Raw genomic sequence first — 18,170 nt, forward strand, 5'->3', positions numbered from 1 at the left:
CAGCATATTACACATAATGCACCAGATAGGCTAATTTATGAGCAAATTAAACGCTACCGATGTCACTTATACTCAAGAGCCACAATTTGAGCAAGCTATAAACTCACAAATTGCTCAATTATGGGAGAACCGACAGGAAGGTACGCTAAAAGCAAAAGACGGCACCAAGCTCTTTTGGTGTAAGCTAACTCGCCCGGAGCATCAAAAAGCACTCGTTGTTGTGAATGGCCGCATTGAATCGGCTTGGAAATACCAGGAGCTGTTCTATGACTTCTTTCAGCAAGGCTACGACATCTATTCCTTTGATCATCGTGGACAAGGACTCTCTACTCACCTAGCACCAAATCCTGAAATGGGCCATGTCCATGAGTTTGACGACTATCTTGACGATATGCAGATGATACTGGATACGTTCGAACTTGAGCGCTATCAGCAACGTCACCTACTTGCCCACTCAATGGGCGGAAACATCGCCACACGTTTTATTCAAACTCGCCCTCATCATTCATTCGATAAAATAGCGCTTAGCGCTCCTATGTATGGCGTGAGTGTGCCATGGTACCTCAAGCCCATAGCGACCATAGTCGCGCAGATTATGACGGCTATATACCCGAAACCAACGTTTGCACCAGGGTATCAAGGTTATGTCGCTAAACCCTTCGATATCAACCCTCTTTCACAAAGTGAAGTACGCTATCACTGGTTCCGAGACCTGTACGAGAAAATGCCAGAACTGAAGATTGGTGGACCAAGCACTCGCTGGGTTTGGCAGGGTTTAATGGCTGCAAAGCAGTGCATTCAACAAACTCGACAAGTAAAAATACCGCTTCTCCTCGTACAAGCAGGCGCGGATCAAATTGTTAGCAATCAGGACCAAAGTAAGTTCATCAATAAGCTTTCACGTACCAATCACCAAGCTCAAATGATCACGGTTCAAGGGGCTAAACACGAAGTACTATTTGAAAAAGATGAATATCGCAATCAAGCAATGGATGCAATTCGCCATTTCTTTAGCGCCGAGAAGCGATAACGCAATTGGTAACAGTTTGGGTAAATGAGGAAATATTTCTGTAACCCATTTACCCTCTTTTTCTGGTTTAATATCCCCTACAATAGAGCCATTCCACAATGCTGCGAATTCACCCTATCCTCCAATGACAAAGAGAGAACTATGACCCTTAACCGCGATTCCATCAAAATTGTTGCTTCTGATTTAGACGGTACACTGCTGGCAACAAACCACCAGCTTAGTGATAACTCCAAACAAACACTTAAGGAACTTCACGCGAAGGGATATACGTTTATTTTTGCCACTGGTCGTCACCATGTGGACGTGGCTGGGATTCGTGAATCAGTGGGTATTCCTGCTTACATGATCACATCAAATGGTGCGCGTGTTCACGACCAAAATGATCAATTGCTGTATAGCCAAAACGTGCCAGAGGAACTGGTACAACCGATTGTTGACGTGCTAAGCACAGACAGCGAACTATTTGTTCATATGTATCAGGATGAAAAGTGGCTACTCAATCAAGAAGATGAGTACTTACGTAAATTCCATACTGAAACTGGATTTACTTACCACTTGTTCGATGCGACCCAAGCACCAACTTCTGGTATTGCAAAAATCTTCATTACTCATCCAAAGCAAGACCATGAACATTTAGTGGAATTTGAAGATGCTTTACGCGCCAAGTTTGGTGATTCCCTAAACATCGCTTTCTCCACTCCTTGGTGTTTAGAAGTCATGGCAAAAGAGGTGTCGAAAGGTGACGCTCTGCAAGCCGTGGCAGAAAAACTTGGCTTTGGCTTAGAAAACTGCATCGCTTTTGGTGATGGGATGAACGATGTGGAAATGCTAACAATGGCAGGCCATGGTTACATTATGGAAAATGCGCACGACAAAGTGAAACGTGCTCTACCTAACAATGAAGTCATTGGTAGTAATGCCGATGATGCCGTCGCTGAGTTTTTAAAACAAAACCTTATCTAACGCGACGATTCCAACCGTCAAATACTCCCATTCTCATCCCTATGTAGCGCATATCCTAGCTATCGAGAATGGGAGTTTTGTTATCTGGCGACTCGGCTTAAGATGGCTTGCCATTCAGATTCAGTAACGGGCATCACAGAAAGTCGGTTACCTCTTTTCACCAAAGGCATCTCCATTAACTCCGGCATAGTTTTCAGTACGCTCAACGGCAACACGCGCTTAAACTTTTCGCCAAATTCAATGTCTACCATTAGCCAGCGAGGATTTTCGGGATCAGACTTCGCATCGTAATAATCGCTTTCAATATCAAACTGAAAATGATCGACATAAGCCTCTTTGGTGATCGTCGCTAAGCCAGCTATACCAATTTGCTTACATGAAGAGTGGTAGATCAATACCGAATCACCCACCTTCATCTCATCACGAATCATGTTTCGAGCTTGATAGTTGCGAACGCCCTCCCAACAGGCTGTACCTTTGACACGTAATGTATCAATCGAAAATTCGTCCGGCTCTGTTTTAAATAACCAATATGCCATAATGGTCCTTGTATCTGTGTTTCTTGTAACTTCGACTGACTAAGGAAGAGATTAATGAAAATGTCGCGTTTACCGCTCGCATTTGCTCCACTCATATTGCTTCAAGCGTGTTCTTCTTTCAACACTACTGATTCAAGCAAGGACAGTCAGGTTCCTCAAGCTGAACTGTCTCGCCCAGAAACTATCACACCGCAAACCTATGTGATGCGTGGCCAAGCGGTTATCGGGCACGAAACTCGCACTATTCAGCCGTGTGGTAGCCAACATCAATATTGGCTTCAATTACCGAAAGAAGTGCGAGAACAAGCAGAAAAACTCACACAAAGGCCCTACCAACCAGTTTATGCTGAAGTCATTGGTTATTTAGAACCACCAAGTCATCGTGGGTTTGATTCTGATTACACGGGTCGTTTTGTCGTGAAACAGGTCAATATGATCACTGCAGAAAACCCAAAACGCTGCGAGCAGCCACTTCGTTCCACGCAAGTGTTAGGGAACGAACCATTTTGGTCACTAAAGTTTGATAATGCGCAACAAGCCAGCTTCACCTTATTAGGTGAAGATAAGCAAACCCTAAAGCTGAAAGACACCGCCATTACTCAAACCACACGTCGCTATGAATTTGATAATGCTAATCTGCAAATGAGCAGTAAGCCGTGCAGCGATACCATGAGTGACACCATCTATGGATGGAGTGCGGCGCTCACCATGGGTGAACAGACAAGACAAGGCTGTGGCACCTTATCGAATAGTGACAACACCCTTAAATGGACAGGCGAGTATCTTGCGCAATCCACAGAGACCGCCGGTTTTACAGTCTCTATGACGCTACTTCCTGATCATACAGCCATTACCCGCTATGAATACCCAGACAACTCACCCGCAACGGAAGAACGCGGATTTTGGCAGCAACTCAACAACCAACAGGTTCAAGTCATCATGACTCGCCACCAACAGCAGTACCTTGTGTCACAGCGAATTTTCACGCTGTCAGATAACCAGTTAACAGCAACTCAAGAAAAAGTTGGTGATGTACTCTATCCGATCGCTAATGGCGGCTTGGTGTTGTTCAAGAGTAATTAACCATGACGCAAGTGTGCACAACTTGTGGTTTTATCCACAATTGCTACTGTGAAGCGATCCCGACGATCGCTTCAGATCTTTGTTTTACCCTACTAACTCATCCTAATGAATTTCAGCGAGAAACTAATACTGGCAAGCTTGTTGCGCGGGTAATCAAACAGGTCAATATCCGTGAATGGCAGCGTAAGCAGCCTGACCCATACTGCCTACCTGAAAGCAGTGTATTAACACCAGTCTTGGTGTTTCCTGATCAAGACAGCATGCCACTGACACAGTGGCAAACGCTGCATCCCTCAGCAAGTAATTTCATCGTACTGGACGGAACGTGGCAAGAAGCGAAGAAAATGTTGAATCGCAGCCAGTGGCTACAAAACTTACCTAAAGTTCATCTTGAAGCGACGCAAAGCTCTCAATATCAACTAAGACGTAATCAGGAAGTGGGTAACCTGTGCACGTTTGAAGTGTGTGCACAAATGGTCAGAGAGCTAGAAAGCAGTGATGACGCCAACGCAATGCTGACGTTCTTTGAACAGTATTTGCAGTGGTTTCAAGCAGAGCGCAGTGGGCACGCTCTGTCTAGTTGTTCTCAATAAAGCACGTTATAACTTAAGCTCAAGTAACTGTTGGATATGATTAATTTCAATATCTGGCAGTTGTTTGAGACGCACCGTCTGCCTTGGCGATTTTGCTTTGTCGTTAAACCAGCAAGCACTGAAGCCATTACGTATCGCTCCAGCAACATCAGTGATCACATGATCTCCAACATGCAGGATATGACGACGTGGCATGGCTAGGTGTTGTGCCGCTTTATCAAACATATCGGGGTAAGGCTTAGCTCGTCCATCGGGACCCGCTTTAAGGATCAGATCGAAATACTGACTGAGCCCTATCTTCTCCACGTCTACATTACCATTGGTGATAGCTACTAATGGGATCTGTTTACTCAACGCGGACAGCACGTCATGTGTTTCATGTGGAACATCGAAATCGCTACGCCAAATCAATACCTTTTCTATCAGCGTTTGTGCAGCCTTGGTTGCTTTTAGATCATCGTAACCCAAATGCTCCAAACCCTGTTTAATCTGCTGATATCGCCATTGGGTCACGTCGTGTTTTAACGCAGGATCCGCTTTAACCAATGCCATCTTAAACTCATGCCACTGCTTTTTATCCCAACGCTGACTAATTGGGTGCTGTTGATATAACCATTGTGCCGCTTGCTGTTCTACGCGGATTATCACCGGGAAGTTATCGTAAAGCGTATCATCAAGATCGAATGTCATGGCCTCGATAGGGGCAAAGCTACGATAAAAGCGCATTTACTCGTCCTCTTTCTTTTTGGGCGTACCATTCTTATGGGCACGAGGGTGTGCCTGATCATAAGCTTGAGCCAAATGTTGAAAGTCGAGGTGAGTATAAATCTGAGTGGTCGAGATATTTTCGTGGCCAAGCAGTTCTTGCACTGCTCTCAGGTTATTACTCGACTCGAGCATGTGCGTAGCAAATGAATGACGCAGTTTATGTGGACTAACATGGCTAGCAAGAGACTGCTTCTGCCCCCATTCCGCCATACGCTTTTGCACACTGCGATGAGAGATCCTAGTACCAAGCTTAGACACAAATAACGCTACCTCACCTGGCTTGGCTAGTTCTCCACGAACTTTGAGCCATTTCTTCGCCCACTCAGTGGCGTAGCCTGAAAATGGCACCTTGCGTTCTTTGTTACCCTTACCAATAACGCGAAGCTCGCCGCTGGATAAGTTCAGGTGTTTGACATCAATACTGACCATTTCTGCCAAACGCAGTCCAGCACCGTACATCATTTCCATCATGGCGCGATCACGTACCGCCAGTGGATCATCTTCATCAACCTCAAGCAGTTGGTTCACTTCATCAACATCGAGGTTTTTCGGCAATGGACGTTGCTTACGCGGTGCACTTACACCCTTCGCTGGGTTTGCTGTGAGCTCGCCACGTAAAATCAGAAAATCAAAGAAGCTTCGCAGCGATGAAAGCCTCGTGGCGATGCTGCTGGCTTTCATGCCCTCACGCATGCCTTTACCCGCAAGCTGCCTTACCCAGCCTGCATCGACTTGCGTCCACGCACCAATACCCATTTCATGCAAGTGCATGCCCATGGTTTCTAACTGTTGACGGTAGTTACGTTGCGTGTGGAGACTTAACCCTTTCTCACTACGAAGGTACTCGTAGAAACGCTCTAGCGGCTTTTGCAACCCGCTAGGCAGTACTTGGTCTGACATCGTCTTCCTCTTGCGCCTGCCACTCTAAACTTTCACAAAGATAGGAGACCACCAGCGCTAAGTGTCTTAAAAATAAGGTATCCATCTCCGGCTGAAAATGACCGCCATCCTCACTAGAAAAAATCAATAAACCTTGGGCGAATTGACGCTTTAATGGCAATACTACATACGAACCGAGTTCAGGAACTTTTCCGTTGGCAATCTGCTGCTCAGTAAACAGCATGGTTCTATCGGCTTGACGAAGACGACCTAGATAAGCGTCTTTTCCATTGAGATGATTGGTAGTAAAACGCTGCCAACTTTCCATAGAAAGCGGGTCGGCACTTTGTTCATCAATTAGCTTCAAGTACCCATTAAGGTTAAGCCCTTGAGCCGTTTGCTTAATCGCATTTACAACACTTTGCAGATCTCGGCACTTGAGTAGATTCTCTTGCAGTGACATAAACTCATAAAAGGTTTTGTCATTGCGAGCGGCCAGAGACATCAAGGCAGTAATTTCTTCTTCCAGCGCTTCAATACGTTCGCGCTGTCGTTGTAATTGGATACCTACGAGAGAAACAGCACCTTGCTGTTGGTGCGGTAGGGAAAGGGATTCAACTAGCGACTCTCTACCCTTAAAAAAATCTGGATGATCAGAAAGATATTGTGCTACCACTTCTGCTGTAAGGTGGTTCGCTTCAAACTCAGACAAAATGTTTCCCTTTATTCCCTGTCAGTAGATAAAAATGGCGGGCCTATTTCTAGGACCCGCCATTAGTATATACCCAAGTGACCTCAAGGTGCATTGACTAGCAAGAAATCTGCCCATCAAACACGTGAGTTGCAGGTCCCGTCATAGTTAACGGGTGGCCTTCACCTTTCCAGCTAATCTTTAAGTCGCCACCCGGCAGGTGCACTGTAACATTCTCATCCAGTAACCCTTGGACAATACCAACTGCGACAGCACCACAAGCGCCACTACCGCAAGCTTGAGTTTCTCCCGATCCACGCTCGTACACACGAAGGTTCACTTCATGGCGGCTCAGTATCTGCATGAAGCCTGCGTTAACGCGTTCAGGGAAACGTTCATGCGACTCAAGCAATGGACCGAGTCTATCAACATCAGCTTCTTCAGTGCTATCGACCACCGTTACAACATGTGGATTACCCATACTCACCGCACCACAGAACAGCGTATGCTCCCCAGCGCGTAAGATATAGGTTTTCTCTTTTTGCTTCGCTTTGAAAGGAATCTTGTTTGGCTCAAACTCAGGTTGTCCCATGTTCACAGTCACTAAGTCGTTCTCTTCCAACTTCAAGACCATTTTGCCTTTCTTGGTGCTAACACTCACGCTGTACTTATTGGTCAAACCCTTCATCTGCACGAAACGCGCAAAGCAACGCGCACCATTTCCACACTGCTCAACTTCACTGCCATCGGCATTAAAAATGCGATAGTGGAAGTCAGTTTCTGGATCATACGGCGCTTCAACAATCAAAAGCTGATCGAAACCCACACCAGTATGCCTATCCGCCAAGCGACGAATGAGATCGGGTGAGAAAAATACGTTCTGGGTAATACAATCAACAACCATAAAGTCGTTACCCAAACCGTGCATTTTAGAAAAGTGGAAATGCATAGTGGTTCTATTACTCCGGTAAGATGCTTTCTAATTCCCAAAGACTTTGCAGAGATTCGCGCTGACGCACGACATGCGCCTTATCTCCATCGACAATGATTTCTGCAACACGTGGACGCGTGTTGTAGTTCGAAGACATAACGAATCCATAAGCACCTGCTGAGCGAACGGCGAGTAAGTCGTTTTGCTCTAAGACCAAAGAACGGTCTTTACCGATAAAGTCACCCGTTTCGCAAATAGGGCCAACGAGGTCGTACGTTATCGCTTCACCCTCTCGTGGTGAAACCGGAATAATGTCTTGCCACGCTTGATACAATGCAGGTCGCATCAAGTCATTCATCGCCGCATCAACAATCGCAAAGTTCTTATGTTCGGTATGTTTTAGGAACTCAACTTTGGTCAACAGCACACCAGCATTCGCCGCTATAGCGCGACCTGGTTCGAAGATAAGCTCAAGCTCTGGGTGATTCTCTAATCGAGCTAATAGCGCTTTCGCATAATCTGAAGGCTGTGGCGGTAATTCATCACGATAAACCACACCTAGGCCACCACCAACATCAAGGTGCTTAATATTGACACCATCAGCACGCAACTGGTCAATAAGAGCAAGCAGACGATCTGTCGCATCAATAAACGGTTCAATATCAGTAAGCTGTGAACCGATATGACAATCGATACCATGGACTGCAAGGTTTGGCAGGCTTTGAGCAAACTTGTACACTGCTGGAGCGCGATCAAATGCGATACCAAACTTATTGTCACGCAGACCCGTCGAGATATAAGGGTGCGTGTTAGCATCTACATCCGGGTTAATTCGCAATGAAATCGGCGCAACTACACCCATTTCACCGGCGACTTGATTAAGTCGTTCTAATTCAGGTTCAGATTCAACGTTAAAACACTTAATGCCTAGCTCTAGAGCACGGCGCATCTCTTGTGCCGTTTTGCCCACACCAGAGAATACTACTTTGCTTGGCTCACCACCTGCTGCCACAACGCGTTCTAGCTCACCGCCAGAAACGATATCAAAGCCAGAACCAAGACGTGCTAGCGTATTTAACACACCTATATTGGAGTTCGCTTTTACCGCGTAGCACACGAGATGTGGGTGGTCGCCCACCGATTTATCAAACGCATTCCAGTGACGTTCTAGCGTCGCTCGTGAATAGACGTATAGCGGAGTGCCGTATTGCTCGGCAAGTTGCGTAAGTGACGTTTCCTCGGCCCAAAGCTGGCCATCGTCCTGATAGTTGAAATAATCCAAATCCTGTATCCCTTTACACTGTATCGATGGCGGTGATTATTGAGCTTGCTCGTTTGCTGGTGCGTCATCAGCAGGAAGGTAAAGTGGTCCCGTTTGGCCACATCCCGCTAATGTCACTACGACGAGCATAAAAAATGCGGTAATCGTCTTTTTCATTTTGCATATCGTGATTATTGAATCAATGCCCCCTATAATCGCACCACGAATTAGAAAAGCAATAGGATTACAAAATGAACGACACGGAATTTCACCAATTAGTCGATGAGCAGATGCAAAACATCGAAGAAGCAATTGATGATTCAGGTGCAGATATCGACTATGAAGTGTCTGGCAATGTCATGACTTTGGAATTTGAAGACCGTAGCCAGATCATCATTAACCGCCAAGAGCCGATGCACGAGATTTGGCTCGCGTCTAAATCCGGTGGATTTCATTTCAAACTGATTGATGGCGCTTGGACCTGTTCAAAAACCAATGTTGAACTTATGGACATGGTCAAAGCCGAGTGTGTGAAACATGCCGGCGAAGACATTGACTGGGTTTAAGCGTTCACCGCTTTAGACGTTTTAGAGTTAGGAGAGCCATCATTACGATAAGGAATGATATAAGGTTCTCCCTCTTCAGGATGAATCAGTTGGTAATACTGCGGTAAGTTGAAGTTAATTAACTTCGATGACATTTCACTATCAACGTTAGACGTGTAGAAGCTGTTTACACTCGCAATCATCTCATCTTTGCTACCACGCATCTGATGATACACTTCTACCTGGTTAGATTCGTCAAGCACGTAGATGTTGAAACCATTATCGGTATCTTCAAAGAAGAACTGAATCAAGCCTTCACTCGCAAAGCCATCCACTACATCGGGTAGTTGGAACTCTTCTTCACGATCCAGCATAAGAAGTGGTGAGCCCTGCAATTTGTTGGTCGAGATACTACGATAGAAATCTACTGAGTTTTCCAGTTTTTGTACTGACACGCCGCGACGCTCAAAGAACAAGCCATACATTTGGTTCGCCACTTTAATCGCTTTAAAACGACGACGTTTCTCTTGATCAACAGGTTTTAAGCGTAGCTCAATACACTCTGCAAGTAGTTGATAGACGGTATTTCGTAGGACACCACGCAAGTTTTTGCTGTAGCAGAACACATCCACAGACTCAGGTGGTAACGCATCTTGGTGCATCTTACCTAACACTGTTTTTAATGCGTCAAGCATCGCCGTTTCCCCTTCAAAATGAAGAGTACGAACTTCATGCCACGAATTACGGTAAACCAGATCTACTGAACCGATAAGACTTTTTCCTTCCTGTCCAAAACTCAATATATCAACGTTTTTCAGGTCGACTTTGGACGTTTTGGCGGATAGTTCAGAAGTTGGGTCATTTTCAAAGTTGATAAACATCGCCAACTGGCTGATTTCACAAGGACTACCAAGCGCTTGCATACTTGGACGACGTTTACGTAATGAGAAAGTATTACGCAGATCACTCACCATCTGATAGAACTTATCGATGTCGATATGCGCTTCACGCACCACAGAGTTGAGGTGAGTCGATTCGGTAATCAAGCCGTTGAAAAACGCCCACGCCACCAACTTACTCAGGTATTCATTATGCTCAAGAGCAGGTTGCCCTAAGATTCGATGCGGAATGAGTGGCTGCTTATAAAGGTACCAGCCGGACTTGTAGCTCTTGCCCTCTTTAACCTCGATAAAGGTCAAATCTGGTTCGTGCAAATCAGGAGAAATCTGGGGATTGAGCAGTGTCACCTTACCAGGCAGAACCTCAAAAGCAGCGTAAAGCTTACGCGCTAGAATACTGATGTCTTGAGGACTGATGGCAGAGGTAATGTCGTTACGACGAGCGAACTGAATCAAATTACGGTAACTGAGCATTAAGGCATCTAGCAATGCATTGTGCACCACCATCACTTGCTCTACCTTCCAGTTACGGCGACTGTCTAGCTCCTGCAATACTTCTTGTGACCACTGCCATTGAGCAGTCATTTCACTTAACGCTTCACGACGCCATGGCACAGAGCCTATACCAGGCTCACGAGATAGCTTCTCATGAGTTTTAAGGTAGAAGCAACGACGCACTAAATCTAGACGTGTCGTATCACCAATACGTTCTAGATAACGCGTGACCTTTTCAAGCATCAGGTAATACGCATCCATACCATAGAGATCGGGCGCATCGGCAAAGAAGCGTCGCTTAGTATCGATACTGAGTAACTGAGTATGTGGATATTCCCACGAGTACGCTTCCAACAGAATCGCTTTTAACACCGATTTGTAAGGCGAATCGATACTCTTGTATAGCTGCCATAAGCTTGAGCCAAAGTACTCTTCTGCAGGAATTCGATTGAGTCGACCGAAATCAATCCACTCCTCACAATTGATGTATCCATTTTGGCAAAGCTGCTCGACATAATCTTCGTAGCACTCTTCCATTTCCGGTGGCACGATTTGCCACAACAATCTTTGACCACCTAAGCGCACGGCTGAGCGGTAGAATTCATCCAGCAACAATAAGTGCTGCGATGAACCACAGTTATCACCGGTCATTTCTTCGGAAATATTGCTGCGAAAGCGCTCTTCATCCATTAGGAAGAAGTTTGCTTCAACACCCAAGCCTTTGGCCCAATCGGTGATCAACAAGCACTTATTGCTCAGCTTTTCACGAGCTTCGGTCGGCATATCTGGAGAGATACAAACCCAGATATCCAAATCACTTGATGTACTTTGGCCGATCGACGAAGTACTGCCCATGGTGTAAAGGCCTAGAATATCGTGTTGACGCGGCTCTGGCAGCGGTTGCCCCAAAGCTAATGCAATATCATCAAGGAACTGACGTTGAACGTCATTTGCTTCAAAACCGTAAAGACCACTTGGGCTGTCAGTTTCAAAGAAGCCGGGAATAATAGGATGGTTGAAGTGAAAAAGCGCTGGAATCAGTTGGAAAACACGTTGTCCTTGCATATCCATAAGCGCCAGCGCGCGTTCAATGCGCTGCTGGTTGAGATTATCAAGTCTCTGGATAAGGGTATGAGTGTATGCCTGCAAGGGTGATTCCTAGGTCTAATCTAACTGCTATATTGCGTAGGTTTTAAACAAACAAGCGTTCAAAACGTGATCAATGTATCATTTTTATTATAGGCGGTAAAGCAATACTCGGCACTACAGCCCCTCACAGCACAACATCGAGGATTTGGTTTTGCCTTCCAAATCATAGCGGACAATTCTAACAGTAGTCGCAATAACAAATGCGATTAACCTCACACTATTAACAATATTTGTGACAAGCAAAGTTGTCGTTTAGGAGAGCCCTAGGGAAATCACTAAGCTTTTCATAGAGACAGTGTTAGGATTGTGGCACGACCAAAAACAAAGAAATGCTTACGAGAACGATATGACGCAAACTCAGCCAATCCGAATCGCTACCCGAAAAAGTCCTCTTGCCCTGTGGCAGGCTCATTATGTCAAAGATGCCCTTATTGCGGCGCACCCAGGACTGGAAGTTGAGTTAGTCACTATGGTCACCAAAGGCGATATCATTTTAGATACCCCGTTGGCGAAAGTGGGCGGTAAAGGCTTATTTGTTAAGGAACTGGAAGTCGCCATGCTTGAAGGGCGCGCCGATCTTGCGGTGCACTCAATGAAGGACGTTCCTGTAGACTTTCCAGAAGGCCTAGGCCTTGTCACCATTTGCGAACGTGAAGACCCTCGTGACGCCTTCGTTTCCAATACTTACACTAACATTAGCGAACTGCCTCAAGGCGCTGTGGTAGGTACTTGTAGTCTTCGCAGACAATGTCAGTTAAAAGAACAGCGCCCTGACTTAGTCATTAAAGAGCTTCGAGGCAATGTAGGGACTCGTTTAGGAAAACTTGATAACGGTGAGTATGACGCCATTATCCTTGCTGCCGCAGGCCTGAAACGTCTAGAACTTGAATCACGTATTCGCAGCTTTATCGAACCTGAAGAATCCTTGCCTGCAGTTGGTCAAGGTGCGGTTGGCATTGAGTGTCGCCTTGATGATGAACGACTGATTAAATTACTCGAACCTCTTAATCACACTAACACAGCCGATCGTGTTCTGTGCGAGCGAGCCATGAACTTAACGTTAGAAGGCGGCTGCCAAGTGCCGATTGGTAGCTACTCACTGATCGATGGCGACGAGATTTGGTTACGAGCTCTTGTCGGTGAGCCAGATGGTTCAAAAATCGTGCGTGGTGAAATTCGTGGTAAACGCGCGGATGCAGAAGCCTTAGGCGTCCAATTAGCGAATCAACTGCTCAATGATGGCGCAAAAGAAATCCTAGAAAAGCTCTATCAAGAGCACGAGTAATGACTGATGAGAGTATTGGTTACACGCCCTGAAAATCAAGGCGAAGAACTTTGCAATCTCATAGAAAAAATGGGGGGCATTGCCCTCCATCAACCACTTATTGATATTCAGGACAATCTGCAGCTTTGTTTAGATGACGACCAACTGCAAAGTTCGGATATCATCATTGCCGTCAGCCAATACGCCGTCTATGCCTTCCATCATATTCTCTCTCATCAGCAACTCTCGTTACCTGACTCCTGTATTTATCTAGGGGTTGGTCAAAAAACAGCACATGAATTAAGCAAACTCAGCCAACAAAACGTAAACTATCCGACGGTAAGTGATAGTGAACACCTACTGGCATTACCAGAGTTGGCGAATGTGTCAGGAAAACATGTCATCATTCTTCGAGGCAACGGCGGCCGAGAGCTCATTTATGATCAGCTCTGTGCACTTGGTGCAGATGTTCAATACCTAGAAACCTACCAACGCAGATATCTGCCACTAAAAATAGACGCGATAAAACAATGGCGCTCAATGGGTATCGACACTCTGGTCGTTACCAGTGGTGAACAACTTGAGTTTTTATTGTCTCAAGTATCAGAACCAGAATTGAACTGGTTAACACAACAACAGCTATTGGTTCCGAGTGAACGAATTGCTACTTTAGCGATGACAAAGGGATTTAATAACGTTACCAATACCCAAGGTGCATCGAACTCTACAATATTTGCTGCTCTCCAGCGTCTAGAAATAGGACTTAACAATGACCAACAAAAATAAAGACGAGCAAATCCAGTCTGAAGAACAACAAGACGTTAAGGCTTTAGCCCCAGAAGCTGATACATCAAAAGCTGAACAAGAAACTTCTCAACACGAACAAGCTAAACCACCAACGGCGGTGCCAGAATTTGAAGAAAAACAGGGCAAACGTGGTGTTAAACTTGGTGCGGTAGCCATTGTTTTAGCGGTTATTTTTGGTGGCGGCCTCAGCTACCAAATGCAAAAGCAAGCCAGCGATTATGAAGCTCGCATCGCCAAGCTAGAGTCACAACTGAAAGCGACAACAAGCAGCTTAAGCAGCGAAATGCAGCAAGTGCAGTCGGAAACGCTTGAACAGGCAAAAACAGTGACACATAAAGCCGAAGTTGTGTTAGGCCAACAACAAAAAAGTATAGAAAGCCTGCAACTAGCGGTTGCTGACGTTAAAGGTCGTCGCCCTAACGATTGGCTTCTGGCTGAGGCCGACTATTTGGTTAAACTCGCGGGCCGAAAACTGTTCTTGGAGCACGATGTGGTAAGTGCGACACGTTTGATGGAAAGTGCTGACCAGCGTATCGCTGCACTCAACGATCCAAGCTTAGTGTCTCTGCGCCAGTCAATGGCAAATGACATCACCAAGCTACGTACTGTTCCACTTATTGACCGTGACGGACTCGTACTACGACTAACTTCGCTACAGCAAGAGGTTGATAAGCTACCTCTTGCCAACGCCATCCTTCCTGATGCACCTGCTGTCGAGAAACGCCAAGTTTCACAAGACATCTACGATTGGCAAGATAACCTGATGACGTCGTTAAAAGACTTCTCAGAAAACTTTATTACTTTCCGTACTCGCGATGGCAATGTAATCCCACTGCTTTCACCTGAGCAGCATTTCTATCTCAAAGAAAACATCAAATCTAAGATAGAAACTGCGATTCGTGCGGTATACAAAGAACAAGGCGAGATCTATAAGATGTCGTTAGAAACCGCAGAGAAATGGTCAGAATCGTTTTTTGATATGGACAACAATAGCGTTAAAGAGTTTAACGCTGCGCTAGGCAAACTGAGCCAACAAAACATTCAAGTTAACTATCCTGTCAAATTGGAAACTCAAGCTCAATTATCCGATGTCATCAACGAACGTCTGCGCCGTGAAGTCACCACCATCATCACGGAGGAGAAATAATGATTCGATTAATCTTTCTCTTCATCGTACTTGGTGCGGGTCTATTTGTTGGTACCCAGTTTTCGGGCCAGCAAGGTTATGTGCTGATCTCAATTGCCAATAAAACCATCGAGATGAGCGTTACAACTCTAGTCGTGTTTGTTATTGCGGCTTTGGCGGGGCTGTTTCTGCTCGAATACATCATCAAGAAAGTGCTTTACACCAGCGTCACGACATTTAATTACTTCAGCGTTCGTAAAATGCGTCGTTCACGCCGCTATACCAATGAGGGTATCGTTAAGCTGCTAGAAGGTGATTGGAAGCTTGCAGAGAAAAAGGTAACACGTTGGGCTAACTATCACGATATGCCGCTTTTATGTTATCTCGTCGCTTCTGAAGCTGCCTTAGGGCAAGGTGACAAAGCGAAGCGTGACCATTATCTAGCGCTGGCCGCTAAACAGGAAAACTCCGATCTTGCCGTTCAGCTAACTAGAGCGAAACAAGCGGTTCGAGAAGAGGAATGGGAAGTTGCCGCGAGTACTTTAGAAACTCTCAAAGCAGAACACCCAAACAATTCCATTGTTTTGAGCTTGCAAAAAACAACCTATCGAGAACTTGGCGAGTGGCAAGCCTTAATCGATTTACTGCCTAAACTCCATAAGGCAAAGCTCATCGATGAACTAGAGCAAAATGAACTGAACGAACGCGCTCAATGTGGATTGCTAGAAGATATTGCTAGTCAGCAAGGCAGTGAAGGTTTAATCAATCATTGGAATAAGTTGCCACGTAAAACACGCCAAAGCACCCACTTAGTGGGCTGTTTTAGTAAACAGCTTATCGCTCGAAAGGCTGATGCAGAAGCGTTTACTGTAATTAAAGAAACGTTGAAAAAACAGGGTCATGATGACTTGTATAAGGTATTACCAGAACTAAACCTTGCAGATACACACCCTGTTGTTGTGCTACTTGAAGATGTTGTTAAAAAGCAACCGGATACACCTGAAGCACAAAGTGCACTAGCGCAATTCTACTTCCGAGAAGAAAAGTGGCCAGAGGCGCAACGTCATTTCGAGCGTGCCCTATCGCTTCGTCCTGATGTTTCTGACTATGCCTATCTAGCTGATACTTTAGAAAAACAGAATTTATCTAAAGCAGCAAGTGAAGTGTCGAGAAAAGCGTTGACACTTATTGAGAGTAAGTAGGCACTATTACTGTTAAAAAAGCTCCTAACGGAGCTTTTTTTATAACTGAAAATCATCTAATGCTTGTTGAGTAAACTTGCTGGTAAATGCATTAATTCTATTGTGGTCTGGACTCCAGCCTAGCAAGAAACGTTGATAGTCAGCCCAGGCCAATCCAAATAGTGCGCGCCACTCCTTGCAAACACGGTTAGCATTAATTTCCGGTTTAAAATGTTCTATCGCTGAGTGCAGCTGTATGAAGTAATAGTCAAGGTAACCCGCTACGTTTAAGTCAGCCGTTGAAAAGTCTAATGTCGTGGTAAAGAACAAAGCGACATCTTTAACTCCTACACCACCCCCTACGTATTGAAAATCTACCGCAGATACAGCACTACCTTGTTTATTGAAGCAGAAGTTAGCCAACTTTGCATCCCCATGTACCAGCGTTTGGTATGGACACTCGTTTAACTTTTCATCAATGATGTGCGCAGCTTGTTTAAAGCGTTCATCTTGCATTGCTTGCCATTCGTCAGGACGAGTCGCTAAGTGCCAGTAAGTACCTTGTTTCCAAAGCCCATTCGTATTCGCTCCAAGCCAAAAAGCATGAAACTGAGCAAGCCACTTTAGAACGCTTTTTATCTCCATCTCTGTTGCGGTTTTCACAACTCTAGCGCGCTCTAATAACTTCAGATCCTCAAGAATGAGCTCAAGGTGAGATTGATACTTATGAGCAGAGAAACACTGTGGAGCCCAGCCTGAGGGCATTGTCGATACGAACTCCTGATACCAAGAAAACTCTACTTGATACGACTGGAGCTTTCTTTGATGTGAAAGTTGAGTATTCCACCCTTTAGGGTGGCTAGCTGGTACTTCATCAGGTAATTGAATCGCTTTGACAATAACACTAGATAAATGGGATTGTGCGAGCTCAAGTCTAACTAAATGCCCATAGCCACTCCATAGAGTCTGAATAAGCTCACAGGAGAAAACCTGAGCCTCATTACCAATAACTTCTCGAAGGGTTGGAGTGACCGTAAAGTCAGATAATATCAAAGTAGACTTCCTAGGTTGGCTGCCATAAAACGGACTCTTACTTTGACAGAGTTAATGATGAAACGAAAGATCAGCGTTTCTCAAGATGTAAAAAAGCCCGCTGATTACTCAGCGGGCTTTTTAATGTGGCGGAGAGATAGGGATTTGAACCCTAGATACGCTATTAACGTATGCCGGTTTTCAAGACCGGTGCTTTCAACCACTCAGCCATCTCTCCACAATATGTAATCGTCCTAAAGTCTTACTTTAATTTGCTTTAGTTCGATGTTGTTCAAAGCCTGGCGATGTCCTACTCTCACATGGGGAAGCCCCACACTACCATCGGCGCTATTGCGTTTCACTTCTGAGTTCGGCATGGGATCAGGTGGGTCCACAACGCTATGGTCGCCAAGCAAATTCTTAATTCGGAAAACTGTTTAAAAGTCTAAATACACATTCAAAGTTCTTGCTTTGAGTCCATCAAAACCCTTTGGGTGTTGTATGGTTAAGCCTCACGGGCAATTAGTACAGGTTAGCTCAACGCCTCACAACGCTTACACACCCTGCCTATCAACGTTCTAGTCTCCAACAACCCTTTAGGACGCTTAAAGCCCCAGGGAAGACTCACCTCCCGGCTCGCCTCCCGCTTAGCTGCTTTCAGCGGTTATCGATTCCCAACTTACCTACCGGGCAATTCGTCTGGCGACACAACCCGAACACCAGAGGTTCGTCCACTCCGGTCCTCTCGTACTAGGAGCAGCCCCCTTCAATCTTCCAACGCCCACGGCAGATAGGGACCGAACTGTCTCACGACGTTCTAAACCCAGCTCGCGTACCACTTTAAATGGCGAACAGCCATACCCTTGGGACCGACTTCAGCCCCAGGATGTGATGAGCCGACATCGAGGTGCCAAACACCGCCGTCGATATGAAC

General features: G+C 45.5%; 18 protein-coding genes, 1 tRNA gene and 2 rRNA genes. 9 read left to right on the forward strand and 12 right to left on the reverse strand.

Annotated features, from left to right (window positions below):
• The first annotated feature begins 37 nt into the window (after nucleotides 1-37).
• Together HOP38_RS15640 and HOP38_RS15645 are read left to right on the forward strand one after the other, a co-directional pair.
• Nucleotides 38-1,030 (forward strand): alpha/beta fold hydrolase, encoded by a 993-nt coding sequence (locus HOP38_RS15640; protein ID WP_062463213.1) that lies wholly within the window; start codon nucleotides 38-40, stop codon nucleotides 1,028-1,030.
• A 141-nt stretch (nucleotides 1,031-1,171) separates the two neighbouring features.
• The gene (locus tag HOP38_RS15645) at nucleotides 1,172-1,993 is read left to right on the forward strand and encodes a Cof-type HAD-IIB family hydrolase (RefSeq protein ID WP_006074707.1); all 822 of its coding nucleotides are present in this window, start codon (nucleotides 1,172-1,174) and stop codon (nucleotides 1,991-1,993) included.
• Nucleotides 1,994-2,073: 80 nt separating this feature from the next.
• Here HOP38_RS15645 and HOP38_RS15650 read toward each other — a convergent pair whose 3' ends face one another.
• Nucleotides 2,074-2,532, reverse strand: a complete 459-nt coding sequence (locus HOP38_RS15650) for an EVE domain-containing protein (protein ID WP_198558448.1) — start codon at nucleotides 2,530-2,532, stop codon at nucleotides 2,074-2,076.
• Nucleotides 2,533-2,586: 54 nt separating this feature from the next.
• On the opposite strand from HOP38_RS15650, the gene HOP38_RS15655 reads away from it, so the two are divergent.
• Both HOP38_RS15655 and HOP38_RS15660 read left to right on the forward strand, forming a co-directional pair.
• A complete protein-coding gene (locus HOP38_RS15655) occupies nucleotides 2,587-3,615 on the forward strand; it encodes a COG3650 family protein (protein WP_031494387.1) in 1,029 nt (342 codons plus the stop codon).
• Between the two features lie 2 nt (nucleotides 3,616-3,617).
• Nucleotides 3,618-4,208, forward strand: coding sequence for a tRNA-uridine aminocarboxypropyltransferase (locus HOP38_RS15660; RefSeq protein ID WP_198558449.1), 591 nt, complete (start codon nucleotides 3,618-3,620; stop codon nucleotides 4,206-4,208).
• A gap of 6 nt (nucleotides 4,209-4,214) precedes the next feature.
• Here the strand turns inward: HOP38_RS15660 and yigB are convergent, their stop codons facing one another.
• The 6 genes from yigB to lptM form a co-directional block, all read right to left on the reverse strand.
• A complete protein-coding gene (yigB, locus tag HOP38_RS15665; RefSeq protein ID WP_198558450.1) occupies nucleotides 4,215-4,934 on the reverse strand; it encodes a 5-amino-6-(5-phospho-D-ribitylamino)uracil phosphatase YigB in 720 nt (239 codons plus the stop codon).
• The gene (gene xerC / locus HOP38_RS15670) at nucleotides 4,935-5,876 is read right to left on the reverse strand and encodes a tyrosine recombinase XerC (protein ID WP_006074702.1); all 942 of its coding nucleotides are present in this window, start codon (nucleotides 5,874-5,876) and stop codon (nucleotides 4,935-4,937) included.
• Nucleotides 5,854-6,567, reverse strand: coding sequence for a DUF484 family protein (locus HOP38_RS15675; RefSeq protein ID WP_006074701.1), 714 nt, complete (start codon nucleotides 6,565-6,567; stop codon nucleotides 5,854-5,856). The genes xerC and HOP38_RS15675 overlap by 23 nt, the downstream gene beginning before the upstream one ends.
• A 97-nt stretch (nucleotides 6,568-6,664) precedes the next feature.
• Nucleotides 6,665-7,495 carry a diaminopimelate epimerase gene (gene dapF, locus HOP38_RS15680; protein ID WP_198558451.1) on the reverse strand — a complete coding sequence of 277 codons (831 nt, stop codon included), beginning with the start codon at nucleotides 7,493-7,495 and terminating at the stop codon, nucleotides 6,665-6,667.
• Between the two features lie 10 nt (nucleotides 7,496-7,505).
• Complete coding sequence (gene lysA / locus HOP38_RS15685; RefSeq protein ID WP_006074699.1) at nucleotides 7,506-8,759, reverse strand: diaminopimelate decarboxylase; 1,254 nt, start codon at nucleotides 8,757-8,759, stop codon at nucleotides 7,506-7,508.
• Between the two features lie 36 nt (nucleotides 8,760-8,795).
• Complete coding sequence (gene lptM, locus HOP38_RS26245; RefSeq protein ID WP_006074698.1) at nucleotides 8,796-8,915, reverse strand: LPS translocon maturation chaperone LptM; 120 nt, start codon at nucleotides 8,913-8,915, stop codon at nucleotides 8,796-8,798.
• A gap of 74 nt (nucleotides 8,916-8,989) precedes the next feature.
• Here lptM and cyaY point away from each other — a divergent pair, with 74 nt between their 5' ends.
• Nucleotides 8,990-9,304 carry an iron donor protein CyaY gene (gene cyaY / locus HOP38_RS15695; RefSeq protein ID WP_006074697.1) on the forward strand — a complete coding sequence of 105 codons (315 nt, stop codon included), beginning with the start codon at nucleotides 8,990-8,992 and terminating at the stop codon, nucleotides 9,302-9,304.
• Here cyaY and HOP38_RS15700 read toward each other — a convergent pair.
• Nucleotides 9,301-11,826, reverse strand: a complete 2,526-nt coding sequence (locus HOP38_RS15700; protein WP_038231092.1) for a class I adenylate cyclase — start codon at nucleotides 11,824-11,826, stop codon at nucleotides 9,301-9,303. The genes cyaY and HOP38_RS15700 overlap by 4 nt on opposite strands.
• 346 nt (nucleotides 11,827-12,172) lie before the next feature.
• Between HOP38_RS15700 and hemC the strand changes: the two genes are divergently transcribed.
• From hemC to HOP38_RS15720, 4 genes are read left to right on the forward strand one after another with little or no spacing between them, the layout of a single operon-like run.
• Entirely contained in the window at nucleotides 12,173-13,111 is a 939-nt protein-coding gene (gene hemC, locus HOP38_RS15705; RefSeq protein ID WP_038223051.1) for a hydroxymethylbilane synthase, read from the forward strand.
• A 6-nt stretch (nucleotides 13,112-13,117) separates the two neighbouring features.
• Nucleotides 13,118-13,876, forward strand: coding sequence for a uroporphyrinogen-III synthase (locus tag HOP38_RS15710; protein ID WP_198558452.1), 759 nt, complete (start codon nucleotides 13,118-13,120; stop codon nucleotides 13,874-13,876).
• Nucleotides 13,860-15,044: a uroporphyrinogen-III C-methyltransferase gene (locus tag HOP38_RS15715; RefSeq protein ID WP_198558453.1), complete on the forward strand. Its 1,185-nt coding sequence runs from the start codon at nucleotides 13,860-13,862 to the stop codon at nucleotides 15,042-15,044. Before HOP38_RS15710 ends, HOP38_RS15715 begins: the two co-directional genes overlap by 17 nt.
• Nucleotides 15,044-16,225 (forward strand): heme biosynthesis protein HemY, encoded by a 1,182-nt coding sequence (locus HOP38_RS15720; RefSeq protein ID WP_038231087.1) that lies wholly within the window; start codon nucleotides 15,044-15,046, stop codon nucleotides 16,223-16,225. The genes HOP38_RS15715 and HOP38_RS15720 overlap by 1 nt, the downstream gene beginning before the upstream one ends.
• A 39-nt stretch (nucleotides 16,226-16,264) precedes the next feature.
• On the opposite strand, the gene HOP38_RS15725 is transcribed toward HOP38_RS15720, so the two are convergent.
• The 4 genes from HOP38_RS15725 to HOP38_RS15740 all read right to left on the reverse strand — a co-directional run.
• On the reverse strand, nucleotides 16,265-17,257 hold the full coding sequence (locus HOP38_RS15725; protein WP_198558454.1) for a phosphotransferase: 993 nt from the start codon (nucleotides 17,255-17,257) through the stop codon (nucleotides 16,265-16,267).
• Between the two features lie 126 nt (nucleotides 17,258-17,383).
• Nucleotides 17,384-17,474, reverse strand: a tRNA-Ser gene (locus tag HOP38_RS15730).
• A gap of 59 nt (nucleotides 17,475-17,533) precedes the next feature.
• Nucleotides 17,534-17,649, reverse strand: a 5S ribosomal RNA gene (rrf, locus tag HOP38_RS15735).
• 88 nt (nucleotides 17,650-17,737) lie between these two features.
• Nucleotides 17,738-18,170 (reverse strand): 23S ribosomal RNA (locus tag HOP38_RS15740); the annotation flags it as partial.

This window comes from Vibrio mediterranei, assembly GCF_013364395.1.
Lineage (GTDB): Bacteria > Pseudomonadota > Gammaproteobacteria > Enterobacterales > Vibrionaceae > Vibrio > Vibrio mediterranei.